Here is a 15,411-nt window from a genome sequence, read left to right as displayed (position 1 = left end):
TGCCACCCAACGCGGCCATTTTGTCTGCGACCTGGAGCGCCGTTATCTTCCAGCCATCGCCGAATTCTCCCCAAACGGCAGATCGCATCATTATGAATAAGCAGACAATCTGTCAATAAACTATCTTGAATTTCGGCTTTTCGACGTGTCGTCTGTGTTATCACGCTGATTTAGTTATTCTTTTATTGCGGCTCGGTTCGATATAGCAATAAGACAAAGCAACCGTCCGTCACCTCACCCCAAGAGCGCGCAAGAGGAAACAGAGGAGACCGCGCCTCGCCAGCGAGGTTCATGAAAAGGAAGTTTGGCGCCATGATCGCTACCATTGCCCGGAAAACGAGGCTGCGAGGCAGGAAATATGGGCACCACCGTCAGCCGGAGCGTTCGATGAACGTCACGTCAGACTCAGTCAATCTGTCAGGTGAATTCCAGTTTTCAGACAGCCCCCAATTCGGACCAAGATCTAGTCGGCCGCATTGCCCTGAGGAAGCAATTGATATTACATTGCTTTGTTTCTTTATGTGTCGTGTAGCGCGCTGGCATGGCCCCAGCGAGCATTTCGTTCACTAAAGATAATTGACTGATTGTCTGCTAACTCCTACAAGTGTCACCCACCGGCCGAGCGCGCACTGAAGGAGTCATTTTATGAAAGAAGCATACGCTGCAATTTCGCGCGAAAAGGCAAAGCCTCTTGTTCTGGAGTGCATCGGGATCGATCAACCTCGCCCCGACGAAATCCTCGTCCGGATCGTGGCGAGCGGTGTCTGCCACACCGACATGGTTGTTCGCGACCAAGGATATGACGTACCGCAGCCCGTGGTTCTCGGCCATGAAGGCTCCGGCGTCGTGGAAGTGGTCGGGGCCGATGTAAAAGGGCTTTCGCCCGGTGACCACGTGGCTCTAAGCTACGCATATTGCGGGAAATGCGAGAAGTGCCGGGGAGGCACGCCTTATTATTGTGAAGACTTTTTCGGCAGAAATTTCCGTGGCACCCGGCCGGATGGCAGTTGCCCGCTACATGATTCACACGGTACCCAGATCAGCGGGTGCTTCTTCGAGCAGTCTTCTTTCGCCACCTACGCCATCGCCAGCGAGCGCAATGCGGTCAAGGTTTCCAAAGATGTTCCGCTCGAACTCATGGGACCGCTGGGCTGCGGGCTGCAAACGGGCGCCGGAGCGGTTCTCAACTGCCTCAAGCCCCAACCGGGATCTTCCATTGCAGTGTTCGGCGCGGGTGCGGTCGGCATGGCAGCCGTAATGGCGGCGAAGATCGCCGGATGCTCGACCATCATCGTGATCGACCTTAACGATGAACGTCTCGAACTGGCGATTGAACTGGGTGCAACCCACATCATAAACGCCCGAAATGGGGATAGCGTCAAGGCAATCAGGGAAATCATTCCCGAAGGCGCAGACTTCAGTCTCGAATGCACGAGCTCGCCGAAGGTGTTTCGCCAAGCGGTCGATTGCCTCGGCACCCCAGGAACCTGTGGACTGGTCGGATCGTCCGCACTCGGAACGGAAGGGATCGTCGATATCGGCAACTTTCTGTTCGGCCGTACGCTCGTCGGTGTGGTCGAAGGCCAGAGCATTCCCTCCAAATTCATACCCGAGCTCATCGAATACTGGCAGCAGGGACGGTTCCCGTTCGACAAGCTCGTCCAGTTCTACGATCTCAACCAGATCAACGAGGCAATGGCCGATTCCGAGAGCGGCAAGGTCATCAAGCCGATCCTGCGCATGAAGCACTAAGCTCTCGTCACGAACATTGTCCAGAAGTCAGCCTCCCAAGGCAACGTCCGGCGGGGCCGTGGTCGTCACGGTCTCGCCCGGACACTCTGGAACGCAGGTGTGAGGCGCAACACCGTTTCATCATTGCAACGCGACCAAGTCGCGGTAACGAGAGTGAGCTCTTCCAGGTCAAAATATTAGTCTGCGACGGCGCAGTTTCTCGGCGATCTGTGACCGCCGCATCAGGGCCTTGCGGCAGTTGACGGCCGCAAGCCATTGCAGAATCTGCAAATGTGAAGTGAGGTTCAACTGATGCTGCCCTTTAGTCATAAGAGCACTGGGGCGGGCAGGCACGAGCGTCCCGACACGTGCGCCTTGCGTCAACGTGCCACCAGGAAAATGCCAGACAACCGGTGATGATCTTGCCAGCGAGCGGCCGGTGGCGCGCTGTCCTCGTCCCGTCGAAAAATACCTACGAAACTATCGAGATGGGTCATCAGACGTTGCGTCAACGCGAGCCTTAAGCAGACAGACCCAGCACAAAGGTGAGTCTAGCGCCTGCCTCTCTCCGCACGTTCCGACGTTCCATTGCCGTTCTGCCCTCGACGTTCGCCTGGGCAGCGTGATCGGCCGGGTCCTGCTCGCGGTCGACCGCCTCTTTTTGAAGGCTGTCGGCGCGGTCTTGACCAAGAGTTTCCCCGCCTACTGCAGAATGTGTCATCGGGCCTCCGTGACCAGCTAAAACATTGCGGGTGGCGAGCCTTAAGACGCGCCACCAACCGTTGGACTACGACTGTATGCCGCCCATGCAGACGTATTTCATCGAAAGGAAGTCATCCATGCCGTATTTTGAGCCCTCGCGGCCGAACCCCGACTGCTTGACGCCGCCGAACGGTGCCACCTCCGTCGAGATCAGGCCGGTGTTGACGCCGACCATCCCGTACTCCAGGGCCTCCGTAACCTTCCAGACATTTCGAAGGTCGTTGGCGTAGAAGTAGGCAGCGAGACCGAACTCGGTGTCGTTGGCCAGTTCAATGACCTCGTCTGTCGTTTCGAACCTGAAGACCGGGGCGAGCGGCGCAAAGGTCTCCTCTCGTGCGACCTTCATTTCCTTTGTGGCTTCCGAGAGAAGCGTCGGCTGGACGAAGGTGCCACCACGCTCGTCCCTTGCACCGCCGACAACGACCTTCGCACCCTTACCGACAGCGTCATCGATGTGGCTGTAGAGCTTCGCTACTGCATCCTCGTTGATCAGCGGACCGATGGTGGCTCCATCCTCGAACCCGTCAAGGACCTTGAGCGCAGAAACCCGCGCCGCCAGTTTTTCTATGAAGCGGTCGTAAACCCCGCTCTGGACGTAGAGACGGTTGGCGCAAACGCAGGTCTGGCCGGCATTGCGGAACTTGGACAGCATCGCTCCTTCCACGGCCTCGTCGAGGTCGGCATCGTCGAAGACGATGAAGGGAGCGTTGCCGCCGAGTTCGAGGCTGAGCTTCATGATCTTTTGTGCGCCCTGCGCCATCAGGATGCGCCCGACCTCGGTAGACCCTGTGAAGGTCAGCTTCTTGACGACGGGGTTCGAGCAGACTTCTTCACCGAACATCCGGGCGTTGTCTGTCGGCAGGACGCTGAACAGGCCGCCGGGTATTCCCGCACGCTCAGCGAGGATGGCAAGAGCAAGGGCCGACAATGGGGTTTCGGCGGCCGGCTTGAAGATGATGGCGCAGCCGGATGCCAGCGCCGGGGCGATCTTGCGGCAGACCATGGCGGAAGGAAAGTTCCAGGGCGCGATGGCCGCCACCACGCCGACGGGCTGTTTGATGACTACTAGGCGCTTGTCGGCCTGATGCCCCGGAATGGTGTCCCCGTAAACACGCTTGGCTTCTTCCCCGAACCATTCAATGTAGGAAGCGCCGTAGGCGATCTCGCCGCGTGCCTCGGCCAGAGGCTTGCCCATCTCGGACGTCAGGATGATCGCGAGGTCCTCGGTGTTGGCCGTGACGAGGTCGAAGAACTTCCGCATGACGCCGGCACGTTCCTTGCCCGATCGTGCGGCCCACTTTTTCTGGGCGAGTTTGGCGACGTCGATGGCTTCGCGGACGTCCTGGAGTCCTGCGCTCGGGAGGCTCGCAATCACGTCCCCAGTCGAGGGATTGTGGACCTGGATCGTCTTGCCGCTCGCGCCCTCTTTTCGCCAGTCGCCTCCTACCAGCATTTCCTCGCGTACCAGGGAGGGGTCTTTCAGGCGATCCAGTAGAGCGGTGGAGATAGCCATTGATATTCCTTTCGATGCAACGTTCAAATCTGATTACGGATGTGTGGTGAGCGGGCGTAGATCGCGACCATGGGGACGATCAGCAGCCCTACGACGGCCTGTTGTGCCGGGAAACTGAGCCCCAGGCCGACGAGAAGCGAGGTCAGGACAGTAAGCACGAGGACGCCGAGGACCGTCGCTCCATACCCGCCGGCACCACCTAGAAGAGATGTTCCGCCGATAACGACCGCCGCCACGGTGGTGAACAGATAGGGATCACCGACCCCGACGAAACCGCCGCCGGAGAAACCGAGGAGCAGCATTCCGGTGAGTGCCGACATCGCCCCGCTGACGCTGTGGATCACTGTCCAGATCTTGAATTCCGAGATTCCGAGGCGGGCGGCGGCCGTGCGGCTCCCGCCAACAGCATAGAGGCTCCGGCCAAACCAGGTGTTGTGCATTATCCAGCCCAGGGCGACGGCGATGAAAGCCCATATGACGATAACCGGTGGAAACGGCAGACCGAAGAACTTGCCGTTGAACGCCGAAAGGTTGCGAAGCCATCCGGGGACGGGCGCAAAGACGGTACCGCCGAACTGCGATCCGAGCGAGGTGTAGATCTGGACCGCCCCGACGGCCGCGAAACCCAGGCCGAGCGACATGATCAGCGCCTGACCCTGCAGCCGGAAGCTGAGGGCGCCGTTGCAAGCCCCGACCAAAGTGCCAAGGACGAGCACGACGATCATGGCGACGGGCGCCGGAAGACCCGCCACCATGAGGCTTGGAAGCAGGATATTGGCGCCACCGATGATGTATGGGATGGAAAGATCCAGCGCTCCAACGAGCGCGCAGAGCGTCTGCCCGACAGACGCCAGCCCCAGGAAGGCGGCGAGCAGGAGGATCGATCGCGCGTTCTGCGGCGACACGAAGCCCGGCACGAGCAGCGCTCCAAGAATGAGCAGACATGCAAGGAGACAAAAGCCGATCGAAATACTCTTGTGCTTGCGCAAAGGGCTGGCGCCACGGGCCGCGCCGATTTCTGTGTTCAAGACAGTGGAGATCATTTCCTTACTCCCTCACGCGACAGTGCGGCGGCTGATGACGAAGACGTTCACGAGAAGTGATCCAACGAGGATCAGGCCAAAGGCCATTTGCGTAACGAAGCCCGAAACCGTACCGAAGTTGAAAGTGGACAGAAGATACGAGATGAGGAACATGTTGATCGCGCCGAGCGTCGAGCCGAGCGCACCGCCGCGCCCCCCGGAGAGACTGGCGCCACCAAGGACCAGCGCCGTGACTGCTTGCAGCGTGTAGGTGCTGCCCTGGGTCGGGTCGCCGGATGAGATCAGCGCGGTGTAGCTCAATGCGGCGAGCCCGGCAAAAACGCCGCCGACCATATGGGCGATGATGCGCACGACGTCGACCTGCACACCGCTGGTATAGGCCATCCGCTCGTCAGCGCCTGTCATCCGCAGGTTGCGGTAAAACATCGTGCCCCTCAGGACGCCCCAGATTGCGAAAGCGCCGAGCAGAAGCAACAGGACAGGCGAAAATACGCTCGTTCCCGCGCCCCAGCTTAGCATCCAGTCTGGAGCGACACCGCCGGGACGCGACATGACCATCAGGTTGACGCCCGACAGAACGAGGAAACCGGAGAGCGTGACGATGATGGGCGCGACGCGCACGTAGATGATCACGAGCGCTTGCACCAACTGGAACGCCGCTCCCAATCCCACCGCCCAGGCAATGATGGCGACAGGGTGCGTGATGCCGTTGCCGACCAGCCACGTAATGAGCGTGACGTTGATGAAGCCCATCAGCGGTCCGACGGAAAGGTCCACGGCTCCGCGGCCCGCCATGACGATCGGTGTTATCGCGAGCGCGGTGAGGATCAGCGGCGTTGCAACCAGAATGGCTCCGGCCAGACCATTGTTCGTGAACAGACCTTGGCCACGGAAGGCGACGGCGCAAAGGAGGACAAGGAAAAGCCCGGCCGGAACGTACAGCGAGCGGTCCTGCGTGACTTGACGGAAAGCGGTTGCAGACATCATGCGGTCCTTTCCAGATCGAAATCAACGGAAGCGTCCCGGGCTTTCCCGAACATAGCGGCGAGGATTGGTGCCTCGGCGATTTCCTCGCCGGTCAGGGATCGAAACAACGTTCCCCCAAAGAACACGTCGACGCGATCGGCAAACCCGATGAACTCCTCGATCTCAGTCGACAGGTAGATGACACTGCCGCCTTTTTCAGCAAACAGGCGGAGTTCGCGGTAGAGGTCGCGCTTGGTGCCGAGATCGACGCCGCGGGCGGGGTCATTCAGGAGGATGACTTGGGGATCGTTTGCGAAGGCGCGCCCGATGAGCACCTTCTGTTGGTTGCCACCCGACAGTGAGGTGATCCTGTTCGACGGGCTGCCGATCTTGATGCGCAGACGATCCACCTCGCGCTTGAACATCGGTTTCAGCGTGGGCTTGCGGATTACACCCAGGGGGCCGAGCTTCTTCCTGTAGACACCGATGGCGAGGTTTTCGAAGATGCTTTGTTGCGGGAAAATACCCTCGCGCTTGCGGTCCCCGGAGACGTAGGAAACACCGAGGTTTGCAGCATCGTCGAGCGATCGCAGCGGGACCATCTTGTCCGTATCCACCGAGCGGACCTTCACCTCGCCACCGAACGGCTGGATGATGCCGGCCAAGGCGCGGATAAAAGCGTCCTGCCCCTGCCCATCAAGCCCGGCTACGCCGACGATGCTCCCCTTGGGAAGGTCGAAATCGAACAGGCGCGCCGACCGGTGCGCGGCGAGACCTGTCGCAGTTAGTATTAGAGGGGCCGAGAGCGCCTTCATTCGGGAGGCGTATTCTGTCGCATCGCTGGCGCGCCGATCTGCCGGCGTCATCATGGACAGCAGGTTTTCCTCGGTAATCTCGTCCTTTCCGAGCGTACCGACAGTTATCCCATCACGCAGGATCGTCGCACGGTCGGCGATACGCACGAGTTCGGCGATCCGGTGGGTGACGATGAGGATCGTCGCGCCCTCGGCACGAAGGCGGTCGATTTCCGCATGGAGCCGGAGGGTCGAGTCGAGGTCGAGCGCGGCCGAAGATTCGTCGAGAATCAGCACCTGCGGCTTGCGAAGGATAGCCCGGGCGATGACGATCCACTGTTTGATGCTGAGTGGGAGGCTGCCTGCCAGCTGATCGAGGTCTACGGGTTTTCCGACGAGCCGCGCCACGATTTCAGCCGCTTCTGTCCGCCGATCGCCGGTCGACTGCGAACGAAAGACACCGTCACGACCGACATAGAGGTTCTCGAACACGCTGGCCTCGTCGGCAACCAGGACTTCCTGGAAGATGGTGGTCAGGCCGACCCGCTTGGCGTCGACGGGCGAGGCAACCTTTTCACCCAGGATCGTGACTTTGCCTGCGTCCGGATGCAAAACGCCCGACATGATCTTGGTCATCGTGCTCTTGCCGCTGCCGTTCTCGCCGACGATGGCGTGCACCTCTCCGGCGCGGGCCTCGAAGTCGCACTTCTTGAGTGCCCTCGTCTCCCCGAACGCCTTGGCGACATCTATCATTCTGACTGTTATCTCGCTGCCCATCGCAGACCTCCCACCCGCAACGTCCGCCAAGGCGGCTTTTACGATCATCCAAGGTCCCGCCCGGCGGTTAAGCCACCGGGCGGATCCGGCTTACTGGGCTACCGGCTTCCAGGGATCGGCAGGACGCTCGAAGTACTGGTCGGCAATCGCACTTGGGAACCATCCGTCCGCCTTCGGTTCGACGAAATCAGTCGAGTTCAAATCGCAATCCTCGGGGATCGCAGCGCGAACGTCATCGATTGTGAACGGCAGGACTGGGCGCAGGAAGGACTGCACCTTTGGCCCCTGCCCTTCGAGCGTGCGGAGCATGATCTCCCACATCTGCTGCATCTCGCGGCGCGGCGGCCAGATATGGAAGCCGGCATCAATCCATTCCGGATTCTTGCGCCAGTAACATGCCGCCGAAGCCTCGCCGCCCAGCGTAATCGGCACCATGTCGCGGCCCGACTGGAGCATGGCGTTCAACACGCCGTTCTCCTGCGCGCCCTGTGTCAGAATACCGTCAATCTGGATGGGGTTCGTCGCCAGAAATTTCTGCACCTCGACCTGTGCTACCTGGTCGGTCCACTTGCCAGCCACTTCGCCGACAATCTTGATGTCGGGATACTTTGCCAGCGCGTCTTTGGCGGCCTTGTCGAAGCTGTCGGATGAGGCGAAGCCAGGGATGCCCGACACGAGAAGCACGTTGCCTTTCTTGCCGATCTTGTCTGCGAGCCAGGTGGCCATCTGGCCCCCGCCCTGCGCGTGATTGGCAGCGCCGTTGATCGCGTAAGGCGACGTCACGTATCCTGAAAACGAGAAGACAGGAACGCCTGCCTTATAGGCGTACTCAATCGTCTGGTTGAGAGCGGTGACGTTCGAGCAGCAGATGATGATGGCATCAACACCATCATCAACCATCTGGCGCATCTGCTGGATCTGGACGGCGTCCTTGAGGTCGGACTGGGTGACCACGACTTCAGATACGAGCCCCGCTTTTTTGGAGCGCGGCAAGAGGTCATTCATGACGGCATCGAGGGCCGCTGCGCGCCACGTATTGCCGGCATAGCTACTGGCGTAGCCGATCTTCCAGGGCGGTCCCTTCTTCGGTTTGAAGTCCTTGTAGGCACTCGCTCCGAGCGGAACCTGCGGGTCGACGACCTCGTAGATTTTCTTCTCGTTGGCGGGGAGCTGGTCGACGCCGTCAGCCCAGGCCGTGGTCGTCAGGGCGCTGACCGCGATCAGCGCCCCCATGGTTCCGGTTAAACTCCGTCTCATTGGATGCTCCTCCCAAGAGATTGTTTCAGGCGACTTTCGCCCTGGTTGCGGATGCCTGCCGGATTTCCTCGAGGATCGGCAGCAGGTATTTTCTGAACTCGGTGTAGTCTTCGGTGACCGGGAAATGACCGAGCTTCTCCATCGTCCAGAACTTGCTGCCCTTGACGAGATCGGCGGCGATCTTGGTGTCGGCCGGGGAGGTATTCGGATCGTATTCGCCCGTCAGGAAGTACAGCATGCACTTCGACGTATCGATCTTGCTCGCCTCTTCGGGTGAGACATTGTGGTCGTAGTAGTAGTAATAGAGGTCACCTGCGAAGACGCCCGGACCGCCGCAGCTATATTCCCACTGGATTTCGCGGACATTGGCTTCTGGTGAGTAGGGCGAGATATTGAGCATCATGGCCGCGCCGATGGAGGTGCGGTTCACGTTTGGGTTGTCGAATTCTTTCCGAATGCCTGCCATGCCGACATCGACATATTCGGCAGCCGAGCGCAGTGCCCCTTCGACGGAGATGGTAGCGCGGAAGTTGTCGGGGTAATTCGACGCCAGATCGATAGCAAGATGTCCGCCCATCGAGCTACCCATATAAACGGGGCGGTCCAGACCAAGGGCTTTAGAGAGTTCCAGTTGGAAATCCATCATGAACTTCTTGGTCATGTTGTACTCTTTCTCCCACCAGCGAACGCCGTGTGGAGGAAGAGACTTCCCGTGATAGGGCAAGTCGAACGCGATGACGCGGAAGTTCTTGGTCACGTCTTCGTCGCAGAGCGTGTGGCGGTACTGGCGGCCGTCGGAGCCCGCCGTATGACCGACAAGCAAGGGAATGCCCTCTCCGGCTTCCTCGTAATAGACGCGATATTCGATGCCTTCGATCGTCAGGTAGACGTAACGGCCCGTGATTGGATCATGCCTGGTCATGCTGCTACTCCTTCCGGGCGGGCTTCGCGCATCAGGTTCGTCATGCGATTGAGCGCAGGGAGATACGCGAAGGTTTCGTTATTGTTGCTAAGGAACAGACCGTGTTTGATGTTTGACGACTGCAGGCACTGATAAAACGGCCGCGGCTTCTTCTGGAGAAGCGCGTCCCACTGTTCACCCGTGCCCCGGATGACGATCTTGCACTTCTCGTCGTCGTAGGCGGCTTCTTCGACCTTCACCATCTTGCCGTCTTCGAAGTGGAGTGCGACGCTGCGGCTAGGAAAATCGCATTTGATAATGCCGTTGAGATAACGGGTTTCGCGCTTGAACTCGAAGTCCTCCAGCGCCAGTTTTTTGAACTTCTCGAGATCGATGGCCAAGTTCGGCTCCTCCCTGGTTAAAACGGCGCGGCCGATCCACGCCTTTCAAAATTTTCCGCCACGCCCAGCGGCGGCGGCTTCAGATGCCCATTTCGTTGAAGACCTCCTGGGCGTTTCGGAAGCTGTCGATGCCCGCCGGTACGCCGGCGTAGATCGCGACCTGCAGGAAAATCTCCTGGATTTCCTCCTTGGTGAGGCCGTTGTTGATCGCGCCGCGCACGTGCCCCTTGAGCTCATGCGGACGATTGAGAACGGAGATCATGCCAAGGTTCAGAATGGACCGCGCGCGCCTGTCGAGGCCTGGTCGATTCCAGATCTCGTTCCAGCAATACTCAGTGACGAGCTGCTGCATAGGCCAGGTGAAGTCGGTCGCCTTACCGAGTGCTGCGTCGACATAGGCATCGCCCATGACTTCACGACGCGTCGCCAGCCCTTGAGCGAACTGTTTCGAAGGGACAGGCCGCTCCTTGCCGTGTGTTTTCACTTTCGTTTCTTTCGTGGCGGTCATTCGACAACGCTCCTAGCTTTACTGTCTATGACAAGATCAACTGATTGTCCGACAATCTGTCTGTTTCGCCCGAATTCGCGAGTTTCCGGGGCTAGTTGTGATCTTCGACGTATCGGATGATGCGGGTGTGGTCCTCGGATGGGCCTAGCGCCTTCTGTGCAGCATCCCAGGCGTCTGCCGTGCTGGCGAGAGCATCGAGGCGAAGACCAAGCGTCTTGGCGAGATCGGCGGCGATGCGGATATCCTTGGCCATCAGGCCAATGGCAAATCCCGACCCGAACGTCTCAGAGAGGATGAACTGCTTCATCTTCACTTCGGTGGCGTTGTTCTTTCCAGACGACGAGTTGAGAATATCGACGATCGTCGCCGGCTCCAGGCCGAAGGCACGTCCAAGAAGGACACCCTCGATCGCCGCCAGCACACCTGCACCGGATACGAAGTTGTTAATCGCTTTCATCGCGTGACCCGAGCCAACTGGCCCCGTCCGGAACACCTGTTGTCCCACTGCCTTCAGCAGCGGCTCGGCCTCCTCGATATCAGCATCCTCCCCACCGGCCATGATTGTCAAGGTGCCGGAAACGGCGCGCTTGACGCCTCCGGAGACCGGGGCGTCAACCAGCCGAAGGCCACGAGAAGCAAGTTCGAGACCGAGTTCCCTTGTGTCGTTTGGAGCAGACGAACTCATGTCTATGACGACGGCATTCTGCTTCAGGCCGCCACAGGCGTTTTCGGCCAGCAGCGCCTCGCGCACGATCTTGCCGTTCGGAAGCATGGTGATCACGAAACTGGCCCCGACCATGGCGTCAGAAATCGTTTCGGCGGCTCGCCCGCCCGCATCAGCGAGCTTTATCTTGGCGTCTTCCGAGAGGTCGAAACCGACGACATCGAAGCCCGCCGAAATGAGATGTTGAGCCATAGGTTGGCCCATCGCGCCCAGCCCTATAAAGGCCACGCGCGTTGCGTTGAGTGTCGATGGCATTTTTTCCTCCGGACGCGTGCGAGCAATGAAACCCGCCTTCCTTCAGAGAGGATTAAAAAGATTATCAGACAATCTGTCAATCGAAATTTTAAGTTTCTGGCGCTGCGTTCTTCCGGAGGTATTCAAGTGCGACCTTGGCAGCCTGGTCGATATGGAATTTGCAGGCCGCCGCCGCCAACGGCCCGTTGCGATTCTGGATTGCGTTCGCAATATCCCTAATTTCGGCAATGCTATGCGCAAGCCGTCCCGGTTGCGTCATGGTTGTCATTCGAAGGAGATTTATCCGATTATGCAGAGCTGTCAGCATTTGCCTTACGAACACGTTTTTGCTGCCGTCCATCAAACAGTTGTAAAACGCGTTTTTCGCATCTATGAGGCGCGCACCGACGCCACTTTCGGCAGCGGCTTCGAATTCGACCACTGCGGCTTGAAGTTTCGCTATGTCCGCGGCAGTGCCATGCTCAGCGAACTGCTGACCCGCGAATCCTTCAAGAAGAGCCCGAACAGTATAGAGTTGCTGCGCTTCCTCGTAAGTGATCGTACTGACGACCGGCCCCTTATGGGGATAGCTTGTGATGATGCCTTCAGCTTCGAGCTGTCGCATTGCCTCGCGAACCGAGGTCCTGCCGACGCCCAGCATTTCGCAAAGTTCTCGCTCTACCAGTCGCTGGCCGGGCTTAAATCGCCCACTGGCTATCGCCTGACGCAGAGTCTCCTCAACTTTTACGCGCAAAGTCGCACTTTGTCTGGATATCTGTAGGTCCGTCTGCATCGCCCGCCAACACCTGTAATCGGCTCACGCCGCGCTAAATCATTCTCTACATATGGAGGCATTCGCTCTTAATATCAATCCAGATTGTCTGAGAGCTGCCAGTCTCAGTTGATCTCTTCGCGACAGCTTTGCCTGCTCGTCGTGTCTGACAGCCATAGACTTGCGGGCTCTTAACTCGCGGATAGCGCCGCCGGGAGCGCGATCTGACACGGTCCTACAGCTATGGCCTTGAAGTCGTCAGCGCAGAGACTGGTGAGAAGGACAGTAGACGGCGCATATCGTGCTCGGTGGCCGCTCGCCTCGCAATCGCAAAAACTTCAAAAAATCTCGAGGCATGGCTAAGAGAAGGTTGGGCATCACGCATATTGCTGTCTCGGCGTTTCAAAGAACGCCGGACGATCTTGCTGCCCGTCAGAGGTTCGATCAGCCTCGCGCCCGCATTTCAGCCGAGGCAGTGTCTTCAAGCCATACGTTTTCGAGCCATTGCTTGAACGCGTTGACCTTTTCTGATCTGAGCCGCGAGCGGACATATGTGAGCGTGTGGCAACGAAGGTTGGGGCCTGTCATCCCGAACGGAAGGACGAGGTTACCTCTTTCCACATCCCGTTCAAGAAGCCGGTAGCTCTCCAGGCACACGCCGCGTCCTTCGACAGCGGTCGCAATCGCCATAAACGCATCGCGAAATCGAGCGCCGCGATTGACGTCAATCGCCAAGCCGTGGTCCTTCGCCCATTGTTGCCAGCTGTAAAGCGTCTGCTCCGACTTGATTAAGGTGTGGCCCACCAGATCCGATGGCTTGCGTATGGGCCGCTCGCCATTCGCCACCTCGGGAGAGCAGGCTACGACGATTGTCTCAAGGGGGAACTCCTCCGCCGCGATAGAGCCCAGTCGAGGAGCGCTGCCGTAGCAGATATCGACATCGACCGAGCCATCGGACAATTTTGCAGGATCCGATGTAGACAGAAGCCTGATTTCGATCGAGGGATACAATTCTTCGAACCGAGGCAATCTTGGCATAAGCCATAGCGAAGCCAGACTTGAAGCACAGCCGACGCTCAGGACGTCGACGCTGTTGCGCCGGCACACCTCATCGGTCGCCTGCTCAATCATCGAAAGCGCTTCTGAAAGATCACGGTGGTATCGCTCGCCAATCTCGGTGAGCGACACGTTCCTTCCAATGCGGTGAAAGAGTTTTTCCCCAAGGTCGTCTTCCATCAGCCTGATTTGGTGGCTGATCGCCGACGGAGTAAGCTGCAGCTGAGCAGCAGCCTCGAGAAATGAACCCTTTCTGCCGGCTGCGACGAACGACTGTATTGCACGAATGGATGGAAGTGACGTCATCACGTTCTCGATCCATAGACATCTGATCTAAGAGCACAGCGGGTCATAGCAATGCTACCTTGCGCGCGGCACGGTGGCCAAACTCGGACCGAATACTCTCACCTGCAGCAATCCGCTTGATGTCTCCGAGAACTTGCGAGAAGTTTGCGAGGCTCGAGGTGCCAAAGCCCATATAGACCTGCTTGAACAGCTGATAGAGGGTCTCATAACGTCCGCGCGTGCTCGGATCAGGCTCAAACTTTCTGTAGCCCACGCACATGGCTGCCTGAGCGCTCTCGATTGATCCATGATCTTTGGATGCAAGAGCGGCGAATATTCCCGAACCGAGACCGGTCGGAATACCGTCGGGGACCAATATGGGCTTGCCTATAACATTGGCGTAGATCTGGTTGAGGATGTCGTTCCTTTGCGGGATACCTCCCCCATTAATGACGCGGTTGACTGGAACGCCGTGCTGCTCCATCCGCTCCAGGACAACCCGTGTGTGGAAAGCCGTACCTTCAATCGCGGCATACAGTTCGTCCTGCGCTGTATGGCCGAGATGCCAGCCAAGCGTCATTCCACCAAGGTCGGAGCGGACGAGAACCGTCCGGTCCCCGTTGTCCCAGGGGAGACGCATCAGACCGGTCTTTCCGCCTTCGATGCTTTCCAGGCCTTCAGCGAGCCTGGACACCGTCGTGCCGGCACGTCGTGCTATTGCATCGAACAGGTCGCCTGTCGCAGACAGGCCTGCCTCAACTCCGACAAGGTCTGGATGTGCACTCCCTGGGACGACGCCGCAAACACCGGGGATTAGCTTCACACGTTCACTAACGGCAATGATACAGGTCGACGTACCGATCACATTGACGACGTCCCCCAGACGGCAGCCAGCGCCAATTGCATCCCAATGGGCATCAAACGCACCCGTGGGAACTGGTATCCCGGGGGTCAGGCCGAGTCGTTCGCCCCAGTATGTGCTGAGCCCACCTGCGATCGAAGCAGAGGTCTGATATGTTCCGCCAATCTTCTCGCGCACGCCGTCGAAAAGCGGATCGACGCGGGACAAGAAAGCCTGCGAGGGCAAGCCACCCCATTTCGGGTTCCACATCCACTTGTGTCCCATGGCGCAGACGCTGCGCACCATGCGAGCCGTGTCGGTCACTCCGGTGAGGACCGCGGCCGCCATGTCGCAATGTTCCACGGCGGTCCCAAAGCGCTCGCGCTGGTCGGGATTGTGGCGCATCCAGTGGAGAAGCTTGGCAAAGCCCCACTCGTGGGAATAGGTTCCGCCGCACCATTCAATTGCTTCAATGTGCATGTCGTGCGCCATCGCCGTTATCTCTTCGGCTTCCGCTTTGGCGCGGTGATCACACCAGAGGTAGTAGTCCCCCAAAGGCTGCATATTTTTGTCGACAGGCAACACCGAGGACCCCGTCGTGTCGACCGCAATCGCACGGATCTCCTTGGAATCTACGCCGCATTCGTCGATCACTCGATGCATCGCCAGCACAAGCGCTTCCATATGATCTACGTGGGACTGCGTTGCCAGGTCGGGATCGGAACGACGCCGCTCGAGAGGATATTCCGCGACGCAGGTTCCAAGGGAACCCTTCTCGGAATCAGCCAGCGTTACCCGCACGCTCAAAGTTCCGAAATCAACTCCTGCTACAATCGACATGATAAT

13 protein-coding genes are annotated in these 15,411 nt (G+C 58.9%); 1 reads left to right on the top strand and 12 read right to left on the bottom strand.

Translation table 11 applies throughout. The features are described 5' to 3' along the window. The first annotated feature begins 645 nt into the window (after window positions 1-645). Window positions 646-1,752, top strand: coding sequence for an NAD(P)-dependent alcohol dehydrogenase (locus tag GGD50_RS23980; RefSeq protein WP_004129670.1), 1,107 nt, complete (start codon window positions 646-648; stop codon window positions 1,750-1,752). 766 nt (window positions 1,753-2,518) lie between these two features. Here GGD50_RS23980 and GGD50_RS23975 read toward each other — a convergent pair. From GGD50_RS23975 to GGD50_RS23920, 12 genes are all read right to left on the bottom strand, one after another. Beyond that, window positions 2,519-4,006, bottom strand: coding sequence for an NAD-dependent succinate-semialdehyde dehydrogenase (locus GGD50_RS23975; RefSeq protein WP_004129672.1), 1,488 nt, complete (start codon window positions 4,004-4,006; stop codon window positions 2,519-2,521). Between the two features lie 23 nt (window positions 4,007-4,029). After that, complete coding sequence (locus GGD50_RS23970) at window positions 4,030-5,049, bottom strand: ABC transporter permease (protein WP_004129685.1); 1,020 nt, start codon at window positions 5,047-5,049, stop codon at window positions 4,030-4,032. Window positions 5,050-5,061: 12 nt separating this feature from the next. Next, the gene (locus GGD50_RS23965; RefSeq protein ID WP_004129689.1) at window positions 5,062-6,036 is read right to left on the bottom strand and encodes an ABC transporter permease; all 975 of its coding nucleotides are present in this window, start codon (window positions 6,034-6,036) and stop codon (window positions 5,062-5,064) included. Further along, window positions 6,033-7,586, bottom strand: coding sequence for a sugar ABC transporter ATP-binding protein (locus GGD50_RS23960; protein WP_037155962.1), 1,554 nt, complete (start codon window positions 7,584-7,586; stop codon window positions 6,033-6,035). The genes GGD50_RS23965 and GGD50_RS23960 overlap by 4 nt, the downstream gene beginning before the upstream one ends. A 90-nt stretch (window positions 7,587-7,676) precedes the next feature. Further along, window positions 7,677-8,843 carry an ABC transporter substrate-binding protein gene (locus GGD50_RS23955; protein WP_004129694.1) on the bottom strand — a complete coding sequence of 389 codons (1,167 nt, stop codon included), beginning with the start codon at window positions 8,841-8,843 and terminating at the stop codon, window positions 7,677-7,679. Between the two features lie 25 nt (window positions 8,844-8,868). After that, the gene (locus GGD50_RS23950) at window positions 8,869-9,765 is read right to left on the bottom strand and encodes an alpha/beta fold hydrolase (protein ID WP_004129697.1); all 897 of its coding nucleotides are present in this window, start codon (window positions 9,763-9,765) and stop codon (window positions 8,869-8,871) included. Continuing rightward, a complete protein-coding gene (locus GGD50_RS23945) occupies window positions 9,762-10,145 on the bottom strand; it encodes a hypothetical protein (RefSeq protein ID WP_004129699.1) in 384 nt (127 codons plus the stop codon). The genes GGD50_RS23950 and GGD50_RS23945 overlap by 4 nt, the downstream gene beginning before the upstream one ends. A gap of 79 nt (window positions 10,146-10,224) precedes the next feature. Beyond that, window positions 10,225-10,653 (bottom strand): carboxymuconolactone decarboxylase family protein, encoded by a 429-nt coding sequence (locus GGD50_RS23940; RefSeq protein WP_004129705.1) that lies wholly within the window; start codon window positions 10,651-10,653, stop codon window positions 10,225-10,227. Window positions 10,654-10,744: 91 nt separating this feature from the next. Beyond that, window positions 10,745-11,632, bottom strand: a complete 888-nt coding sequence (locus tag GGD50_RS23935; protein ID WP_037155965.1) for an NAD(P)-dependent oxidoreductase — start codon at window positions 11,630-11,632, stop codon at window positions 10,745-10,747. Window positions 11,633-11,720: 88 nt separating this feature from the next. Beyond that, window positions 11,721-12,404 (bottom strand): GntR family transcriptional regulator, encoded by a 684-nt coding sequence (locus tag GGD50_RS23930; protein ID WP_013984692.1) that lies wholly within the window; start codon window positions 12,402-12,404, stop codon window positions 11,721-11,723. A gap of 423 nt (window positions 12,405-12,827) precedes the next feature. After that, the gene (locus tag GGD50_RS23925) at window positions 12,828-13,745 is read right to left on the bottom strand and encodes a LysR substrate-binding domain-containing protein (protein WP_013984691.1); all 918 of its coding nucleotides are present in this window, start codon (window positions 13,743-13,745) and stop codon (window positions 12,828-12,830) included. A gap of 43 nt (window positions 13,746-13,788) precedes the next feature. After that, on the bottom strand, window positions 13,789-15,405 hold the full coding sequence (locus GGD50_RS23920; RefSeq protein ID WP_004129717.1) for a ribulokinase: 1,617 nt from the start codon (window positions 15,403-15,405) through the stop codon (window positions 13,789-13,791). Window positions 15,406-15,411 lie beyond the last annotated feature (6 nt).

This window comes from Martinezella paranaensis (assembly GCF_014200235.1).
Classification (GTDB): Bacteria; Pseudomonadota; Alphaproteobacteria; order Rhizobiales; family Rhizobiaceae; genus Rhizobium; species Rhizobium paranaense.
Note: the sequence above shows the minus strand (reverse complement) of the source record. Positions and strands in the feature narration are given on the sequence as shown.